Here is an 11,408-nt window from a genome sequence, read left to right as displayed (position 1 = left end):
AAAACGTCGAAACCCCGGCTAGTTATCTTCCTAACCGAAATTCCCCATGTTAACTTTCCCGATTGTGCGCAACAACTGAAATAATCTTCTGTATGAACGCAGGAAGAATCCTATCATATCCCAGTATAGACAGAGATACAAATTCTATACAGAAAAATTAAACACGGCGGCGTTTTGGTGGACGGCATCCGTTATGCGGGACTGGAGTTACGTCTTTGATAGCTGTAACTTCTAGACCAGCAGCTTGAAGTGCACGGATTGCAGCTTCACGTCCTGCTCCAGGTCCTTTAACTGTAACTTCTAAAGTTTTTAAACCATGTTCCATAGAAGTTTTAGCTGCAGTTTCAGCTGCCATTTGAGCCGCGAACGGAGTAGACTTACGAGATCCTTTGAATCCTAAAGCACCCGCACTTGACCAAGAAATAGCATTACCCTGGCTGTCAGTAATAGTTACAATTGTATTGTTAAAAGTTGAACGAATATGAGCAATACCAGTCTCAATATTCTTTTTCACACGACGTTTACGAGTATTAGTTTTACGTGCCATGAAAAGTACCCTCCTTTACAGATTATTTTTTCTTGTTAGCTACAGTACGTTTTGGTCCTTTACGTGTACGAGCATTATTTTTAGTGTTTTGTCCACGAACAGGTAAACCGCGACGGTGGCGAAGACCACGATAGCTTCCGATTTCCATTAGACGCTTGATGTTTAGAGAGATTTCACGGCGAAGATCACCTTCAACCTTTAGGCGGTCGATGATATCACGGATTTTGTTTAATTCGTCTTCAGTAAGATCACGAACGCGAGTGTCCTCAGAAACACCTGCTTCAGATAGAATTTGTTGTGCTGTTGGTTTACCAATACCATAAATGTATGTTAATGAAATGACGATACGTTTGTCACGTGGAACGTCAACTCCAGCAATACGTGCCATTTGTGTGCACCTCCTTCAAAATTAGCCTTGTTTTTGTTTATGCTTAGGGTTTTCGCAAATAACCATTACTTTTCCTTTTCTGCGGATAACTTTACACTTTTCGCAGATCGGTTTTACAGATGGTCTGACTTTCATTGATTTAACCTCCTTATATAGATCGGAGAGAACCAGATTATTTGAATCGGTATGTGATTCTGCCGCGAGTTAAATCATACGGTGAAAGCTCAACTGTTACTTTATCACCTGGTAAAATACGAATAAAGTGCATACGGATTTTACCGGAAACATGAGCTAAAACAGTATGACCATTTTCTAATTCTACCTTAAACATAGCGTTTGGCAAAGTTTCGGTTACTTTACCCTCAATTTCAATTACATCGTCTTTCGCCATTATAAATCTTCTCCCTTCTTATCAGATGTCCTTTATATGTGAACACATTCATATTGGCCAAACCGGCCTGCCTTTCCTGAGCACGTTCCTACGCCCTGGTTAATATGTCAAAACCGTCCTCGGTAATTGCAATGGTATGCTCAAAATGAGCGCACATTTTTTTGTCCTCCGTTACTACCGTCCATCCATCTGACAGAGTTTTTACGTAACGGCTTCCCGCATTCACCATAGGCTCGATACATAATACCATACCCGGCTTTAAACGAGGCCCTTTATTGGGAGGGCCGTAATGAGGGATTTGCGGGTCCTCATGTAAGTCTTGACCGATTCCATGTCCAACATACTCGCGGACAATTGAGAATTTTTGATCTTCTACAAAAGTCTGAATAGCATGGGAGATGTTTGAAAGACGCATGCCTGGCACTGCTTCCTTCAATCCTCTATATAATGACTCTTCGGTAACATCCAAGAGCCGCTTTGTTTCTTCATCAATGGTTCCTACTGGATACGTCCAGGCTGAATCCCCATGATAGCCATTGTATTTAGCACCAATATCGATGCTGATCACATCGCCATCCTTAAGTACCCGATTACCTGGAATACCGTGAACAAGTTCCTCATTTACAGAAGCACATATACTTCCGCGAAAACCATTATACCCTTTAAACGAAGGAAATGCATCATGTTTGCATATGAATTTCTCAGCAATTTGATCCAGTTCTTTGGTAGTGATTCCCGGCTGGATGTATGGCTTAAGTTCTTGATGAGTTAAGGCAACGATCCTGCCTGCTTCTCGCATGATGTCCAATTCGCGAGGAGTTTTACAAATGATCATTATTGTAATCCCCCAAGCAGTTCTTGAATATCAGCAAACACTTTGTCAATATCCTGCTGCCCGTTAATATGTCGAAGGTAACCTTTTTCTTCATAGAAGTCCATTAGAGGCTGAGCCTGCTTCATGTTTACTTCCAATCTTGTTTGAACGGTTTCTTGATTATCATCAGCTCGCTGATAAAGTTCCCCGCCGCAGCGATCACATACGCCATCTTTTGCCGGAGGATTAAATACTAAATGGTACGTAGCACCGCACTCTTTGCAAATTCGGCGGCCAGTTAAACGTTCCATTAAAATATTTTTATCAACGTCGATATTGATAACAAAGTTAAGCTGGCGGTCAAGCTCTGCCAGGATGTTTTCTAGAGCATCTGCCTGCGCTACTGTACGCGGAAAACCATCTAGTAAAAAACCCTTTTTGCAGTCATCTTGACTTAATCTTTCACGGACAATCCCGATGGTCACTTCATCTGGAACTAGTTCTCCTTTGTCCATGTATGATTTAGCTTTTAAACCAAGTTCCGTCTGGCCCTTGATAGCCGCGCGAAACATATCTCCTGTAGAAATATGAGGGATATCGTATTTTTCTACGATCCTTTCGGCTTGAGTACCTTTACCGGCGCCCGGAAGCCCCATTAATACTAGGTTCAATTTAGGTTCCCCCCTCAAACTCTATAATAGGTTCGGGGAACCATAGTTCCCAAAACCTTATTTGATAAAGCCTTTATAATGGCGTTTTACCAGCTGAGCTTCAAGCTGCTTCATCGTCTCAAGGGCAACCCCGATAACGATCAGCAGGCTCGTGCCGCCAATTTGTGCCGTTTGCGGAAGATTTGCAATCGTGATAAAGATAACTGGCAAAATTGCAATCAAAGCAAGGAATATGGCACCAACAAATGTTAGGCGGCCTAATACCCTTGATAGATAATCCTGCGTGTTCTTCCCTGGCCGTATTCCAGGCACGTATCCACCCTGCTTTTTCAGATTATCTGCGACCTGCTCAGGATTGACCTGGATGAAGGCGTAGAAGTATGCAAAAGCAATGATCAGCACCACATATACGATAGCTCCAACTGGATGCGTATATGTGAAGTTGTTCTGAATCCAGCGGGTTACATCATTACTTCCGAAGAAGGATGCAATCGTTGGAGGTGTGATTAGAAACGATACCGCAAAGATAACCGGGATAACACCAGCTGAATTAACCTTTAATGGCAAGTGTGTTGACTGTCCGCCCATTGGGCTTCTTCCTGCCAGACGTTTAGCATACTGAATCGGAATTTTCCGAAGTGCCTGCTGAATAAAAATAACTCCAACGATAATGGCGATAACAGCAATAAAAATCAGAAGCACCGTAACAATTCGCAAGAATAGCTGGTCTCCTGCATTTTCGATTTGCTGTGCATAAATTTGATTGACTGTAGTAGGAATGCCGGCAGCTATTCCAGCAAAGATGATAATGGAAATCCCATTTCCAACTCCTTTGGCAGTAATCAGCTCTCCTAACCACAAAAGGAAAGCGGTGCCTGCCGTTAACACTGTAGCTATCAAAAGGTATGTTCCAATACCGGGATTTTTAATCAGCATTCCGTTGGACATATTATTGAACCCATAAGACATACCAACAGCCTGGATAAATCCTAGCACGATAGTACCATAGCGGGTAAACTGAGCTAATTTACGTCTTCCAACTTCCCCTTGTTTAGACCATTCAGTAAACTTAGGAACAACATCCATCTGCAAAAGCTGAATGATGATGGATGCTGTGATATAAGGCATAATCCCCATTGCAAAGATGGAAAATTTCTTTAGCGCACCGCCGCCAAATGTATTCAGAATCCCAAATACATTCAACTGATCCTGTGCTTTCAGTACATCTGCATTAATGTTTGGAACTGGAATGAATGTACCAAGTCTAAAGACAATCAACATTAAGAGTGTAAAAAGAATTTTTCTTCTTATGTCACCCACGCGCATAAAATTGGAGATTGTGCGAAACATTAAATCACCTCAGTTTGACCGCCAGCAGCTTCGATCGCTTCTTTAGCAGCAGAGGAGAATTTATGAGCTTTAACAGTAAGCTTTTTCTCTACTTTACCTTTTGCAAGAATTTTAACTCCTGCTTTTTCATTCTTGATCACGCCTGTTTCGATAAGAAGTTCTGGAGTAACTTCTGTACCGTCTTCAAAGCGATTTAAAGCGTCAAGGTTTACAATTGCAAACTCTTTACGGTTAATGTTAGTGAAGCCGCGTTTTGGAAGTCGGCGGAAAAGTGGTGTTTGACCACCTTCGAAGCCTGGGCGTACGCCGCCGCCTGAGCGGGCGTTTTGACCTTTGTGACCTTTACCGGCAGTTTTACCATTACCGGATCCAATACCACGACCTACACGGTTACGTTCTTTACGAGAACCTTCTGCAGGTTTTAACTCATGAAGTTTCATGTTGGCACCTCCTTGTTAAGTGAGAAATGTATTTTATTGTTCTTTTACAGTAACAAGATGAGCAACTTTATTAATCATACCGCGAATCGCAGGGTTATCATCATGAACAACTGTTTGATTTAACTTACGCAGACCAAGCGTATTAACTGTTACGCGTTGATCATCAGGACGACCAATTAAGCTGCGAGTGAGGGTAATTTCTAATTTGTTAGCCATTCGAATTCCCTCCTTATCCTAATAGTTCTTCTACTGATTTTCCACGTAATTTTGCTACGTCCTCAGCACGTTTTAATTGCTTCAATCCGTCGATTGTTGCACGCACCATGTTGATTGGTGTGTTAGAACCTAGGGATTTAGAAAGTATATCACTTACACCTGCAAGTTCGAGTACCGCACGAACAGGTCCGCCAGCGATAACACCCGTACCTTCAGAAGCTGGTTTCAATAGAATGTGGCCAGCACCGAAGTGTCCGTTGACTTGGTGTGGAACTGTTGTACCAACCATAGGTACTGTAATTAAGTTTTTCTTTGCATCTTCAATTGCTTTGCGGATAGCATCTGGAACTTCTTGAGCTTTACCAGTACCGAATCCAACATGTCCGTTCTTGTCTCCAACTACAACTAGAGCAGTGAAGCGGAAACGACGTCCACCTTTAACAACCTTAGCTACGCGGTTAACCGTAACAACGCGTTCTTCAAGTTCAAGCTTATTTGGATCAATGCGACGCATCTGATATGTCCCTCCTTTTTTGATTAAAATTGTAAGCCGTTTTCACGAGCAGCATCAGCCAATGCTTTTACACGGCCGTGGTAAAGGTATCCTCCGCGGTCAAATACAACAGAGCTGTAACCTTTTTCAACAGCACGTTTTGCAACTAATTCGCCAACTTTTTGAGCTGCCTCAAGGTTGCTAGTCGACTCTAGGCTTAATTCTTTATCTAAAGTAGAAGCACTTGCAAGAGTTACGCCTGAAAGGTCGTCGATTAATTGAGCATAAATGTGTTTGTTTGAACGATACACATTCAAGCGTGGACGAGCTTCAGTGCCAGATAGCTTAGCACGTACACGTGCATGTCTTCTCCTACGGGTTGCGTTCTTATCAAGCTTCGTAATCATTTAGGTCACTCCTTTCGTTTACCTATGCGGCATTACTTACCTGTTTTACCTTCTTTACGGCGAACGAATTCACCTTCATAACGAATACCTTTTCCTTTGTAAGGCTCTGGAGGACGAACATCGCGGATGTTAGCTGCCAAAGCACCTACGCGTTCCTTGCTGATACCTTTGATTGAGATCTTTGTATTAGCAGGAACTTCGATTTCGATACCTTCTTCAGGATCGATTTCAACCGGATGAGAGTAACCTACGTTCAGAACAAGCTTTTTACCTTGTTTCTGAGCACGGTAACCTACCCCGATAAGCTCAAGGTTCTTTTCGAAACCTTTAGATACGCCTTCAACCATGTTAGAAAGAAGTGCGCGAGTAGTACCGTGTAGGGTACGGTGGTTTTTATCTTCTGAAGGACGGGTAACAGTAAGTACGTTCTCTTCAGTTGAAATTGCCATTTCTGGGTTGAAGCTGCGAGTTAATTCACCTTTAGGGCCCTTAACAGTTACAGTGTTGTCTTCAGCAACAGTAACTGTTACGCCTGCAGGAATTTCAATTGGTTTTTTACCTACGCGTGACATTTAGTGCACCTCCATTCGTGTAAAGATTTATTACCAAACGTATGCTAGAACTTCTCCGCCAATCTGCTTAGCGCGAGCGTCTTTATCAGTTACAACACCTTGAGATGTAGAAACTAAAGCAATACCTAAACCGTTGAGTACACGTGGTACATCAGTTGATTTTGCGTATACACGCAGACCAGGCTTGCTGATGCGTTTTAATCCAGTGATTACACGCTCGTTGTTTGGACCGTATTTCAAGAAGATACGGATGATACCTTGTTTGTTGTCTTCAATAAATTCTACATCACGTACGAAGCCCTCACGCTTTAAGATTTCAGCGATTTCTCTTTTAATCTTTGAAGCTGGAACTTCTAATTTTTCGTGACGTACCATATTCGCATTACGGATGCGAGTAAGCAAATCTGCAATTGGATCTGTCATGACCATTGTTTATTTACCTCCTTCCCAATATCAGGTATTACCAGCTAGCTTTTTTAACGCCAGGAATTTGTCCTTTATAAGCAAGTTCACGGAAACAAATACGGCAAAGCTTAAATTTACGGTATACAGAGTGTGGACGCCCGCAGCGTTCGCAGCGAGTATACTCTTGCACCTTGAATTTAGCACCAGCTTTTTGCTTCAAGATCATTGATTTTTTAGCCACGTTTTCGCCTCCCTTATTTAGCGATTATCTTACTTTTGGAATGGCATTCCGAATTGAGTAAGTAGTTCACGAGCTTCTTCGTCAGTATTGGCAGTCGTAACGATTACGATGTCCATACCGCGGATTTTGCTCACTTTATCATAGTCAATTTCAGGGAAGATTAATTGTTCTTTAACACCTAGAGTGTAGTTACCGCGACCGTCGAATGCTTTTTTAGAAACACCGCGGAAGTCACGTACACGTGGTAAAGATACTGCAATTAATTTGTCTAGGAATTCATACATACGCTCGCCGCGAAGAGTTACTTTCGCACCGATAGGCATACCTTCACGAAGACGGAAGCCTGCAATAGATTTCTTAGCTTTAGTAACCAATGGCTTTTGACCAGTGATTATTGCAAGCTCTTCTACAGCAGTGTCTAATGCTTTTGCGTTTGATACTGCATCACCGACACCCATGTTAATTACGATCTTTTCAATCTTTGGAGTCTGCATCACAGAATTATAATTAAACTTGCTCATAAGAGCAGGAGTGATTTCTTTTTGGAATTTTTCCTTTAGGCGGTTCATGTAGTGTACCTCCCTTCTTCTTTAACTTATTTATCTAAAGTTTCGCCAGATTTTTTAGCAACACGTACTTTTTTGCCGTCTACCTCTTTAGTACCTACGCGAGTAGGAGTTCCTGTTTTAGGGTCAAGAAGCATGACGTTTGATACGTGAATAGCAGCCTCTTGGTTATTGATGCCGCCTTGCGGATTGGCTTGAGAAGGTTTTGAATGTTTTTTAACAATGTTCACACCTTCAACAAGCACTCGGTCTTTTTTAGGGTAAGCCTCTAGGATTACGCCTTGTTTACCTTTGTCCTTGCCAGAGATGACTACTACTTTATCACCTTTTTTTACATGCATGAGATTCGCACCTCCTTGAAAGGCATTTTACGATTTATCATTACAGAACTTCTGGAGCAAGTGAAACAATTTTCATGAAGTTGTTGTCACGCAATTCACGTGCAACTGGTCCAAAGATACGAGTGCCGCGTGGGCCTTTATCGTCACGGATAATTACACATGCATTTTCATCAAAACGGATATATGATCCGTCAGGACGGCGCATACCGCTCTTTGTACGTACAACAACAGCTTTAACAACGTCACCTTTTTTAACAACGCCACCAGGTGTTGCTTGTTTTACTGTACAAACGATAACATCACCGATATTAGCAGTTTTACGGCCTGAACCACCGAGAACTTTAATAGTAAGCACTTCACGTGCTCCGGAGTTATCAGCTACTTTTAGACGTGATTCTTGTTGAATCATGTACGAAACCTCCCTTCGGAATTAACGTCGATCCGAACATATATATATTAAATAACAACAGCTTTTTCTACAACTTCTACAAGACGGAAGCGTTTAGTAGCAGAAAGCGGGCGAGTTTCCATGATTCTTACGATATCGCCAGTTTTTGCTTCGTTTTGCTCATCATGAGCTTTAAACTTCTTGGAATATTTCACGCGCTTGCCGTATAGAGAATGTTTTTTATAGGTTTCTACAAGAACAGTGACCGTTTTGTCCATTTTATCTGATACTACACGACCAGTATAGACTTTACGTTGATTGCGTTCACTCATTCTACAAACCTCCTCTCATTATCAATTGTTAGCACTGATCTCTCTTTGACGCACAACAGTTTTCATGCGAGCGATCGATTTGCGCACTTCACGGATGCGTGCAGGGTTTTCTAATTGTCCAGTAGCTAACTGGAAGCGAAGGTTAAATAACTCTTCTTTAAGGGATTTAACTTTTTGTTCAATTTCGGCAGTGGTCAGGTCACGAATTTCATTAACTTTCATTTGATTCACCACCAATTTCTTCTCGTTTTACAAACTTACATTTTACTGGAAGTTTGTGGGATGCAAGACGCAGAGCTTCACGCGCTACTTCTTCAGAAACACCGGAAATTTCAAAAAGAACTTTACCAGGTTTCACAACAGCTACCCATCCTTCAGGAGCACCTTTACCGGAACCCATACGGACTTCAAGAGGTTTAGCAGTGTAAGGCTTGCTTGGGAAAATCTTAATCCAAACTTTACCTCCACGTTTCATGTAACGAGTCATCGCAATACGAGCAGCCTCAATTTGACGGTTAGTAATCCAAGAAGCTTCTTGAGATTGAAGACCGAATTCACCAAAATGAACTTCAGTTCCGCCTTTAGCACGGCCTCTCATTTTACCGCGGTGTTCACGACGATATTTAACGCGTTTAGGCAATAACATGTTATTTTCCTCCTTCCTCGGATTTCTTCTTAGTAGGAAGAACCTCTCCACGATAGATCCATACTTTCACACCAAGCTTACCGTAAGTAGTATCAGCTTCAGCAGTAGCATAGTCGATATCAGCACGTAATGTGTGAAGTGGAACAGTACCTTCGCTGTAATGTTCTGAACGAGCGATATCAGCGCCGCCTAGACGACCAGATACCATTGTTTTAATACCTTGAGCGCCAGCACGCATAGTACGTTGGATAGCCTGCTTTTGTGCGCGTCGGAAAGATACACGATTTTCAAGCTGGCGGGCAATGTTTTCTGCTACTAGTTTAGCATCAATGTCCGCTCTCTTGATTTCGATGATGTTGATGTGAACACGTTTCCCAGTTAACTGGTTTAACGCTTTGCGCAATGCTTCAACTTCAGTTCCACCTTTACCGATAACCATTCCTGGCTTAGCAGTGTGGACAGAAATGTTGATGCGGTTTGCAGCACGTTCAATTTCCACTTTTGATACAGAAGCATCTTTTAAACGGTTCATGATGTACTCACGAACTTTGATGTCTTCGTGTAAAAGCTCTGCGTAGTCTTTATCAGCGTACCATTTGGATTCCCAATCACGGATGATCCCGATACGCAAACCGACTGGATTTACTTTTTGACCCACAGTTTATCCCTCCTTCTTTTCTGATACAACGATAGTGATATGACTAGTACGCTTATTAATAGCACTTGCACGTCCCATAGCACGAGGACGGAAACGTTTCATTGTCGGTCCTTCATTTACATATGCTTGTGTAATAACCAGGTTATTTATATCCATTTCGTAGTTATGCTCCGCATTTGCAACAGCAGATTTAAGAACTTTTTCTACGACTGGAGAAGCCGCTTTTGGTGTGTGGCGTAAAATCGCAACAGCTTCACCGATTTGCTTTCCTCTGATTAAGTCAACGACTAAGCGGACTTTACGAGGTGCAATGCGTACTGTATTAGCAACAGCTTTAGCTTGCATGAGATGCCCTCCTCTCATTAACGTCTTGTTTTCTTGTCATCATTTCCATGGCCCTTGTAGCTGCGAGTTGGTGCAAATTCACCAAGCTTGTGGCCGACCATGTCTTCAGTAATATAGACCGGTACGTGTTTACGACCATCGTAAACCGCGATTGTGTGTCCGATGAATTGTGGGAAGATTGTAGAACGGCGAGACCAAGTTTTGATTACTTGCTTCTTCTCAGCGTCATTCATTTTTTCAACCTTGTTAATTAAATGATCATCAACAAAAGGTCCTTTTTTCAAACTGCGACCCATGTGTGTGCCTCCCTTCGCGATTGCACTACGGTCCTACCGAACCGTAGATTAATCCCGTTATTTTTTACTCCGACGTACAATAAACTTATCAGACTTGTTCTTTTTCTTACGAGTCTTAAGACCAAGAGCAGGTTTGCCCCATGGAGTCATTGGTGACTTACGTCCGATAGGTGCACGGCCTTCACCACCACCGTGTGGGTGATCAACAGGGTTCATTACAGAACCACGAACAGTTGGGCGTTTGCCTAACCAGCGGGAGCGTCCAGCTTTACCAATATTGATAAGTTCATGCTGCTCGTTACCAACCTGACCGATAGAAGCACGGCATGTAGCAAGAACCATACGGACTTCACCAGAGTTCAAACGAACTAGGACATAGCGTCCTTCTTTACCAAGAACCTGTGCAGAAGTACCAGCGGAACGGACTAATTGTCCACCTTTGCCTGGTTTCAATTCGATATTGTGGATAACAGTACCTACAGGGATGTTGATAAGTGGAAGTGCGTTACCTGCTTTAATATCAGCTTCAGGACCTGACATGATCTCCATACCTACTTCTAGGTTTTTAGGAGCTAGGATATAACGTTTTTCACCATCTACATAGTTTATTAATGCAATGTTTGCTGAACGGTTTGGATCATATTCAATAGTAGCAACGCGTCCTGGTATACCATCTTTGTTACGTTTGAAGTCGATGATACGGTATTGACGCTTATGGCCGCCACCTTGATGACGAACAGTTAACTTACCTTGGTTGTTGCGGCCGCCTTTTCTGTGTAAAGGTGCAAGCAATGATTTTTCTGGAGTGCTTGTAGTGATTTCAGCAAAATCAGAAGTAGTCATTCCGCGACGACCGTTGGAGGTAGGTTTATACTTTTTAATCGCCATAGTTATTCCCTCC

24 protein-coding genes are annotated in these 11,408 nt (G+C 42.4%); all 24 read right to left on the bottom strand.

Translation table 11 applies throughout. From position 1 onward, the window contains the following. Window positions 1-157: 157 nt before the first annotated feature. Complete coding sequence (gene rpsK / locus H539_RS0109550; RefSeq protein ID WP_026693346.1) at window positions 158-547, bottom strand: 30S ribosomal protein S11; 390 nt, start codon at window positions 545-547, stop codon at window positions 158-160. A gap of 22 nt (window positions 548-569) precedes the next feature. Then, the gene (gene rpsM, locus H539_RS0109545; protein WP_026693345.1) at window positions 570-935 is read right to left on the bottom strand and encodes a 30S ribosomal protein S13; all 366 of its coding nucleotides are present in this window, start codon (window positions 933-935) and stop codon (window positions 570-572) included. Between the two features lie 21 nt (window positions 936-956). Further along, window positions 957-1,070: a 50S ribosomal protein L36 gene (gene rpmJ / locus H539_RS0109540; protein WP_003156543.1), complete on the bottom strand. Its 114-nt coding sequence runs from the start codon at window positions 1,068-1,070 to the stop codon at window positions 957-959. A 37-nt stretch (window positions 1,071-1,107) separates the two neighbouring features. Continuing rightward, the gene (gene infA / locus H539_RS0109535; protein ID WP_026693344.1) at window positions 1,108-1,326 is read right to left on the bottom strand and encodes a translation initiation factor IF-1; all 219 of its coding nucleotides are present in this window, start codon (window positions 1,324-1,326) and stop codon (window positions 1,108-1,110) included. Between the two features lie 88 nt (window positions 1,327-1,414). Further along, complete coding sequence (gene map / locus H539_RS0109530; RefSeq protein ID WP_026693343.1) at window positions 1,415-2,161, bottom strand: type I methionyl aminopeptidase; 747 nt, start codon at window positions 2,159-2,161, stop codon at window positions 1,415-1,417. Then, complete coding sequence (locus H539_RS0109525) at window positions 2,161-2,811, bottom strand: adenylate kinase (RefSeq protein ID WP_026693342.1); 651 nt, start codon at window positions 2,809-2,811, stop codon at window positions 2,161-2,163. Before H539_RS0109525 ends, map begins: the two co-directional genes overlap by 1 nt. Before the next feature lie 57 nt (window positions 2,812-2,868). Next, window positions 2,869-4,161: a preprotein translocase subunit SecY gene (secY, locus tag H539_RS0109520; protein WP_026693341.1), complete on the bottom strand. Its 1,293-nt coding sequence runs from the start codon at window positions 4,159-4,161 to the stop codon at window positions 2,869-2,871. Next, window positions 4,161-4,601 carry a 50S ribosomal protein L15 gene (gene rplO / locus H539_RS0109515; RefSeq protein WP_026693340.1) on the bottom strand — a complete coding sequence of 147 codons (441 nt, stop codon included), beginning with the start codon at window positions 4,599-4,601 and terminating at the stop codon, window positions 4,161-4,163. The genes secY and rplO overlap by 1 nt, the downstream gene beginning before the upstream one ends. Window positions 4,602-4,634: 33 nt before the next feature. Then, window positions 4,635-4,817 (bottom strand): 50S ribosomal protein L30, encoded by a 183-nt coding sequence (rpmD, locus tag H539_RS0109510; RefSeq protein WP_026693339.1) that lies wholly within the window; start codon window positions 4,815-4,817, stop codon window positions 4,635-4,637. 13 nt (window positions 4,818-4,830) lie between these two features. Beyond that, on the bottom strand, window positions 4,831-5,331 hold the full coding sequence (gene rpsE / locus H539_RS0109505) for a 30S ribosomal protein S5 (RefSeq protein WP_026693338.1): 501 nt from the start codon (window positions 5,329-5,331) through the stop codon (window positions 4,831-4,833). 23 nt (window positions 5,332-5,354) lie between these two features. Continuing rightward, on the bottom strand, window positions 5,355-5,717 hold the full coding sequence (gene rplR / locus H539_RS0109500) for a 50S ribosomal protein L18 (protein WP_026693337.1): 363 nt from the start codon (window positions 5,715-5,717) through the stop codon (window positions 5,355-5,357). A gap of 32 nt (window positions 5,718-5,749) precedes the next feature. Beyond that, entirely contained in the window at window positions 5,750-6,289 is a 540-nt protein-coding gene (gene rplF / locus H539_RS0109495) for a 50S ribosomal protein L6 (RefSeq protein ID WP_026693336.1), read from the bottom strand. Between the two features lie 30 nt (window positions 6,290-6,319). Then, the gene (rpsH, locus tag H539_RS0109490; protein ID WP_026693335.1) at window positions 6,320-6,718 is read right to left on the bottom strand and encodes a 30S ribosomal protein S8; all 399 of its coding nucleotides are present in this window, start codon (window positions 6,716-6,718) and stop codon (window positions 6,320-6,322) included. A gap of 31 nt (window positions 6,719-6,749) precedes the next feature. Continuing rightward, the gene (locus tag H539_RS0109485; protein WP_026693334.1) at window positions 6,750-6,935 is read right to left on the bottom strand and encodes a type Z 30S ribosomal protein S14; all 186 of its coding nucleotides are present in this window, start codon (window positions 6,933-6,935) and stop codon (window positions 6,750-6,752) included. Window positions 6,936-6,964: 29 nt separating this feature from the next. After that, window positions 6,965-7,504: a 50S ribosomal protein L5 gene (gene rplE / locus H539_RS0109480; RefSeq protein WP_026693333.1), complete on the bottom strand. Its 540-nt coding sequence runs from the start codon at window positions 7,502-7,504 to the stop codon at window positions 6,965-6,967. 26 nt (window positions 7,505-7,530) lie between these two features. Next, complete coding sequence (rplX, locus tag H539_RS0109475) at window positions 7,531-7,842, bottom strand: 50S ribosomal protein L24 (RefSeq protein WP_026693332.1); 312 nt, start codon at window positions 7,840-7,842, stop codon at window positions 7,531-7,533. A 40-nt stretch (window positions 7,843-7,882) separates the two neighbouring features. Next, window positions 7,883-8,251: a 50S ribosomal protein L14 gene (rplN, locus tag H539_RS0109470; protein ID WP_026693331.1), complete on the bottom strand. Its 369-nt coding sequence runs from the start codon at window positions 8,249-8,251 to the stop codon at window positions 7,883-7,885. Between the two features lie 47 nt (window positions 8,252-8,298). Next, window positions 8,299-8,562 carry a 30S ribosomal protein S17 gene (gene rpsQ, locus H539_RS0109465; RefSeq protein ID WP_026693330.1) on the bottom strand — a complete coding sequence of 88 codons (264 nt, stop codon included), beginning with the start codon at window positions 8,560-8,562 and terminating at the stop codon, window positions 8,299-8,301. Between the two features lie 21 nt (window positions 8,563-8,583). Next, window positions 8,584-8,784, bottom strand: coding sequence for a 50S ribosomal protein L29 (gene rpmC, locus H539_RS0109460; RefSeq protein WP_026693329.1), 201 nt, complete (start codon window positions 8,782-8,784; stop codon window positions 8,584-8,586). Continuing rightward, window positions 8,774-9,208, bottom strand: a complete 435-nt coding sequence (rplP, locus tag H539_RS0109455; protein ID WP_026693328.1) for a 50S ribosomal protein L16 — start codon at window positions 9,206-9,208, stop codon at window positions 8,774-8,776. Before rplP ends, rpmC begins: the two co-directional genes overlap by 11 nt. A gap of 1 nt (window position 9,209) precedes the next feature. After that, on the bottom strand, window positions 9,210-9,866 hold the full coding sequence (gene rpsC, locus H539_RS0109450; RefSeq protein ID WP_026693327.1) for a 30S ribosomal protein S3: 657 nt from the start codon (window positions 9,864-9,866) through the stop codon (window positions 9,210-9,212). 3 nt (window positions 9,867-9,869) lie between these two features. Next, window positions 9,870-10,211, bottom strand: coding sequence for a 50S ribosomal protein L22 (gene rplV / locus H539_RS0109445; protein ID WP_026693326.1), 342 nt, complete (start codon window positions 10,209-10,211; stop codon window positions 9,870-9,872). Between the two features lie 17 nt (window positions 10,212-10,228). Continuing rightward, window positions 10,229-10,507, bottom strand: coding sequence for a 30S ribosomal protein S19 (gene rpsS / locus H539_RS0109440; protein WP_026693325.1), 279 nt, complete (start codon window positions 10,505-10,507; stop codon window positions 10,229-10,231). A gap of 57 nt (window positions 10,508-10,564) precedes the next feature. Next, on the bottom strand, window positions 10,565-11,395 hold the full coding sequence (gene rplB, locus H539_RS0109435) for a 50S ribosomal protein L2 (protein ID WP_026693324.1): 831 nt from the start codon (window positions 11,393-11,395) through the stop codon (window positions 10,565-10,567). Window positions 11,396-11,408: the final 13 nt, after the last annotated feature.

Origin of the sequence: Peribacillus kribbensis DSM 17871, from assembly GCF_000430765.1 — a bacterium.
In the GTDB taxonomy this organism is placed as follows: Bacteria; Bacillota; Bacilli; order Bacillales; family DSM-1321; genus Paraperibacillus; species Paraperibacillus kribbensis.
Note: the sequence above shows the minus strand (reverse complement) of the source record. Positions and strands in the feature narration are given on the sequence as shown.

Excerpts from the sequence above, each read along its gene's own strand:
- rplB (WP_026693324.1), bottom strand. The coding sequence starts at position 11,395 with ATGGCGATTAAAAAGTATAAACCTACCTCCAACGGTCGTCGCGGAATG.
- rplF (WP_026693336.1), bottom strand. The coding sequence starts at position 6,289 with ATGTCACGCGTAGGTAAAAAACCAATTGAAATTCCTGCAGGCGTAACA.
- rpmD (WP_026693339.1), bottom strand. The coding sequence starts at position 4,817 with ATGGCTAACAAATTAGAAATTACCCTCACTCGCAGCTTAATTGGTCGT.
- rpsE (WP_026693338.1), bottom strand. The coding sequence starts at position 5,331 with ATGCGTCGCATTGATCCAAATAAGCTTGAACTTGAAGAACGCGTTGTT.
- rplO (WP_026693340.1), bottom strand. The coding sequence starts at position 4,601 with ATGAAACTTCATGAGTTAAAACCTGCAGAAGGTTCTCGTAAAGAACGT.
- infA (WP_026693344.1), bottom strand. The coding sequence starts at position 1,326 with ATGGCGAAAGACGATGTAATTGAAATTGAGGGTAAAGTAACCGAAACT.
- rplP (WP_026693328.1), bottom strand. The coding sequence starts at position 9,208 with ATGTTATTGCCTAAACGCGTTAAATATCGTCGTGAACACCGCGGTAAA.
- rplR (WP_026693337.1), bottom strand. The coding sequence starts at position 5,717 with ATGATTACGAAGCTTGATAAGAACGCAACCCGTAGGAGAAGACATGCA.
- rpmC (WP_026693329.1), bottom strand. The coding sequence starts at position 8,784 with ATGAAAGTTAATGAAATTCGTGACCTGACCACTGCCGAAATTGAACAA.
- rpsH (WP_026693335.1), bottom strand. The coding sequence starts at position 6,718 with ATGGTCATGACAGATCCAATTGCAGATTTGCTTACTCGCATCCGTAAT.
- rpsK (WP_026693346.1), bottom strand. The coding sequence starts at position 547 with ATGGCACGTAAAACTAATACTCGTAAACGTCGTGTGAAAAAGAATATT.
- rplX (WP_026693332.1), bottom strand. The coding sequence starts at position 7,842 with ATGCATGTAAAAAAAGGTGATAAAGTAGTAGTCATCTCTGGCAAGGAC.
- rplE (WP_026693333.1), bottom strand. The coding sequence starts at position 7,504 with ATGAACCGCCTAAAGGAAAAATTCCAAAAAGAAATCACTCCTGCTCTT.
- rplV (WP_026693326.1), bottom strand. The coding sequence starts at position 10,211 with ATGCAAGCTAAAGCTGTTGCTAATACAGTACGCATTGCACCTCGTAAA.
- rplN (WP_026693331.1), bottom strand. The coding sequence starts at position 8,251 with ATGATTCAACAAGAATCACGTCTAAAAGTAGCTGATAACTCCGGAGCA.
- rpsS (WP_026693325.1), bottom strand. The coding sequence starts at position 10,507 with ATGGGTCGCAGTTTGAAAAAAGGACCTTTTGTTGATGATCATTTAATT.
- rpmJ (WP_003156543.1), bottom strand. The coding sequence starts at position 1,070 with ATGAAAGTCAGACCATCTGTAAAACCGATCTGCGAAAAGTGTAAAGTT.
- rpsM (WP_026693345.1), bottom strand. The coding sequence starts at position 935 with ATGGCACGTATTGCTGGAGTTGACGTTCCACGTGACAAACGTATCGTC.
- rpsQ (WP_026693330.1), bottom strand. The coding sequence starts at position 8,562 with ATGAGTGAACGCAATCAACGTAAAGTCTATACTGGTCGTGTAGTATCA.
- map (WP_026693343.1), bottom strand. The coding sequence starts at position 2,161 with ATGATCATTTGTAAAACTCCTCGCGAATTGGACATCATGCGAGAAGCA.
- secY (WP_026693341.1), bottom strand. The coding sequence starts at position 4,161 with ATGTTTCGCACAATCTCCAATTTTATGCGCGTGGGTGACATAAGAAGA.